This is a genomic window from Pseudomonas sp. PS01299 (assembly GCF_029960145.1).
Classification (GTDB): Bacteria; Pseudomonadota; Gammaproteobacteria; order Pseudomonadales; family Pseudomonadaceae; genus Aquipseudomonas; species Aquipseudomonas putida_A.
This window is the reverse complement of record NZ_JASCPO010000411.1, coordinates 1-2,853: the sequence shown is the minus strand read 5'-3', so window position 1 is coordinate 2,853 and position 2,853 is coordinate 1. Positions and strand designations below refer to the sequence as shown.

At 59.9% G+C, this 2,853-nt stretch carries 3 protein-coding genes; 1 reads left to right on the top strand and 2 read right to left on the bottom strand.

The features are described 5' to 3' along the window. Positions 1–126: 126 nt before the first annotated feature. Positions 127–1,401: a uracil-xanthine permease family protein gene (locus QMX91_RS30430; protein ID WP_003228120.1), complete on the bottom strand. Its 1,275-nt coding sequence runs from the start codon at positions 1,399–1,401 to the stop codon at positions 127–129. A 2-nt stretch (positions 1,402–1,403) separates the two neighbouring features. Further along, positions 1,404–2,042, bottom strand: a complete 639-nt coding sequence (gene upp, locus QMX91_RS30425) for a uracil phosphoribosyltransferase (RefSeq protein WP_003228118.1) — start codon at positions 2,040–2,042, stop codon at positions 1,404–1,406. Between the two features lie 161 nt (positions 2,043–2,203). On the opposite strand from upp, the gene QMX91_RS30420 reads away from it, so the two are divergent. Further along, positions 2,204–2,761 (top strand): hypoxanthine-guanine phosphoribosyltransferase, encoded by a 558-nt coding sequence (locus QMX91_RS30420; protein WP_016987197.1) that lies wholly within the window; start codon positions 2,204–2,206, stop codon positions 2,759–2,761. The last annotated feature ends 92 nt before the right edge of the window (positions 2,762–2,853 follow it).

Genomic DNA, 2,853 nt, shown 5'->3' with positions numbered 1-2,853 from the left:
CGCTTTAAAGCCAAAAGCTTCGCGAGCACGCCCGCTCCCACATTTGATCTACGGTGCGCTGAAGATCAAATGTGGGAGCGGGCTTGCTCGCGAAAGCTATCTGTCAGACAACAAGGATCTAGACCCTTAAATCAGCGGCTCATCGGCCTTCTTGTTCTTCCAGCCATCATTGCCCGGCAGAATCAGGTTCAGCGCAATCGCCACCACCGCGCACAGCGCGATGCCTTTGAGGCCGAAGTCGTCCGGGCCAGTGCCGGTGCCGACCAGCACACCGCCGATACCGAACACCAGGGTCACCGACACGATCACCAGATTGCGCGCCTCACCGAGGTCGATCTTGTGACGGATCAGGGTGTTCATCCCCACCGCCGCGATCGAGCCGAACAGCAGGCACAGAATCCCGCCCATCACCGGCACCGGAATGCTTTGCAGCAGCGCGCCGAACTTGCCAATGAACGCCAGGGTGATGGCGAAGATCGCCGCCCAGGTCATGATTTTCGGGTTGTAGTTCTTGGTCAGCATCACCGCGCCGGTCACTTCGGCGTAGGTGGTGTTCGGCGGGCCGCCAAACAGACCGGCCGCCGTGGTGGCGATGCCGTCGCCGAGCAGGGTGCGATGCAGGCCCGGTTTCTTCAGATAGTCACGACCAGTCACGCTACCCACCGCGATCACTCCGCCGATGTGCTCGATGGCCGGAGCCAGCGCCACCGGAACGATGAACAGGATCGCCTGCCAGTTGAACTCCGGAGCGGTGAAGTGCGGCAGGGCGAACCATGGCGCCGCCGCAATCTTCGCGGTATCGACCACGCCGAAATAGAACGACATGGCAAAACCGACCAGCACGCCGGAAATGATCGGCACTAGACGGAAGATGCCTTTACCGAACACCGCCACGATCAACGTGGTCAGCAGGGCCGGCATCGAGATCATCATCGCGGTCTGGTAGTGGATCAGCTCGGAACCGTCACCCGCCTTGCCCATCGCCATGTTCGCGGCAATCGGCGCCATGGCCAGGCCAATCGAGATGATCACCGGGCCAATCACCACTGGCGGCAGCAGACGGTCAATGAAACCGGTGCCTTTGATTTTCACGGCGAGGCCGAGGAAGGTGTAGACGAAACCGGCCGCCATCACACCGCCCATGGTCGCGGCGAGGCCGAACTGGCCCTTGGCGAGAATGATCGGGGTGATGAAGGCAAAGCTCGACGCGAGGAACACCGGCACCTGACGCCCGGTGACGATCTGGAACAGAATCGTCCCCAGACCCGCGGTAAACAGTGCCACGTTCGGGTCAAGCCCGGTGATCAGCGGCATCAGCACCAGGGCGCCGAAAGCCACGAACAGCATCTGGGCGCCGGACAGCACCGTGCGCCAGAGCGGATCGTTGAACTCTTGCTGCATGCTCACGCGTCCTTCTGCTTGGTACCGAAGATCTTGTCACCGGCATCGCCAAGCCCTGGGATGATGTAACCGTGTTCGTTCAGACGCTCATCGATGGAAGCGGTGTAGATGGTCACGTCCGGGTGAGCCTGTTCCACAGCGGCAATGCCTTCCGGCGCGGCCACCAGCACCATTGCGCGGATGTCCTTGCAACCGGCTTTCTTCAGCAGATCGATGGTCGCGACCATGGAGCTGCCGGTGGCGAGCATCGGGTCGATGATCATCGCCAGCCGTTCGTCGATTTCCGGAACCAGTTTTTCCAGATAAGTGTGCGCTTGCAGGGTTTCTTCATTGCGGGCAACGCCCACAGCGGAAACCTTGGCACCCGGGATCAGGCTCAGCACGCCTTCGAGCATGCCGATGCCGGCGCGCAGGATCGGCACGACGGTGATCTTCTTGCCGGCGATTTTCTCCACCGACACCGTGCCGCACCAACCTGCGATATCGTAGGATTCGAGCGGCAGATCTTTTGTAGCTTCATAGGTCAACAGGGCGCCGACTTCCTGAGCAAGCTCACGGAAATTCTTGGTGCTGATATCGGCGCGGCGCATCAGGCCGAGTTTATGGCGGATCAGCGGGTGGCGGATCTCGAGGATGGGCATGGAAAAACTCCGGCGGCGGGCAAAAAAACCGGCCTAGATTAATCTATCCGAGGGTGATGTCCTATAGGACATTGAGTACGTTAGTCCATTAAGGCTTGATTCGACCTCACGGGATGCGTACCTTTGCCCGCTTTTCCGAAAACATCCCCCTGGAGAGCGCCATGTCCGCTGATCTCGAGCATATCCGTCAAATCATGCGAGAGGCTGACTGCCTGTACACCGAATCTGAAGTCGAGGCCGCCATCGCCCGCGTCGGTGCACAAATCAACGAACAACTGGCCGACAGCAACCCGGTGGTGTTCTGCGTGATGAACGGCGGCCTGATCTTCTCCGGAAAACTGCTGACTCACCTGCAATTCCCGCTGGAAGCGTCCTACCTGCACGCGACCCGTTATCGCAACGAAACCAGCGGCGGCGACCTGTTCTGGAAAGCCAAGCCGGAAGTCTCGTTCATCGACCGCGACGTGCTGATCATCGACGACATCCTCGACGAAGGTCACACCCTGGGCGCGATCATCGACTTCTGCAAACACGCCGGCGCGCGCAAAGTGCACACCGCCGTGCTGATCGACAAGGATCACGACCGCAAGGCGCGTCCTGATCTGAAGGCAGACTTCGTCGGCCTGCCGTGCATTGACCGCTACATCTTCGGTTACGGCATGGACTACAAAGGTTACTGGCGCAACGCCAACGGGATCTTTGCCGTTAAAGGCATGTAAGAACCCTGCACTATCCCCTGTAGGAGTGAGCCTGCTCGCGATAGCGATCTGTCAGCAATGTTGATGTTGACTGATACGACGCTATCGCGAGC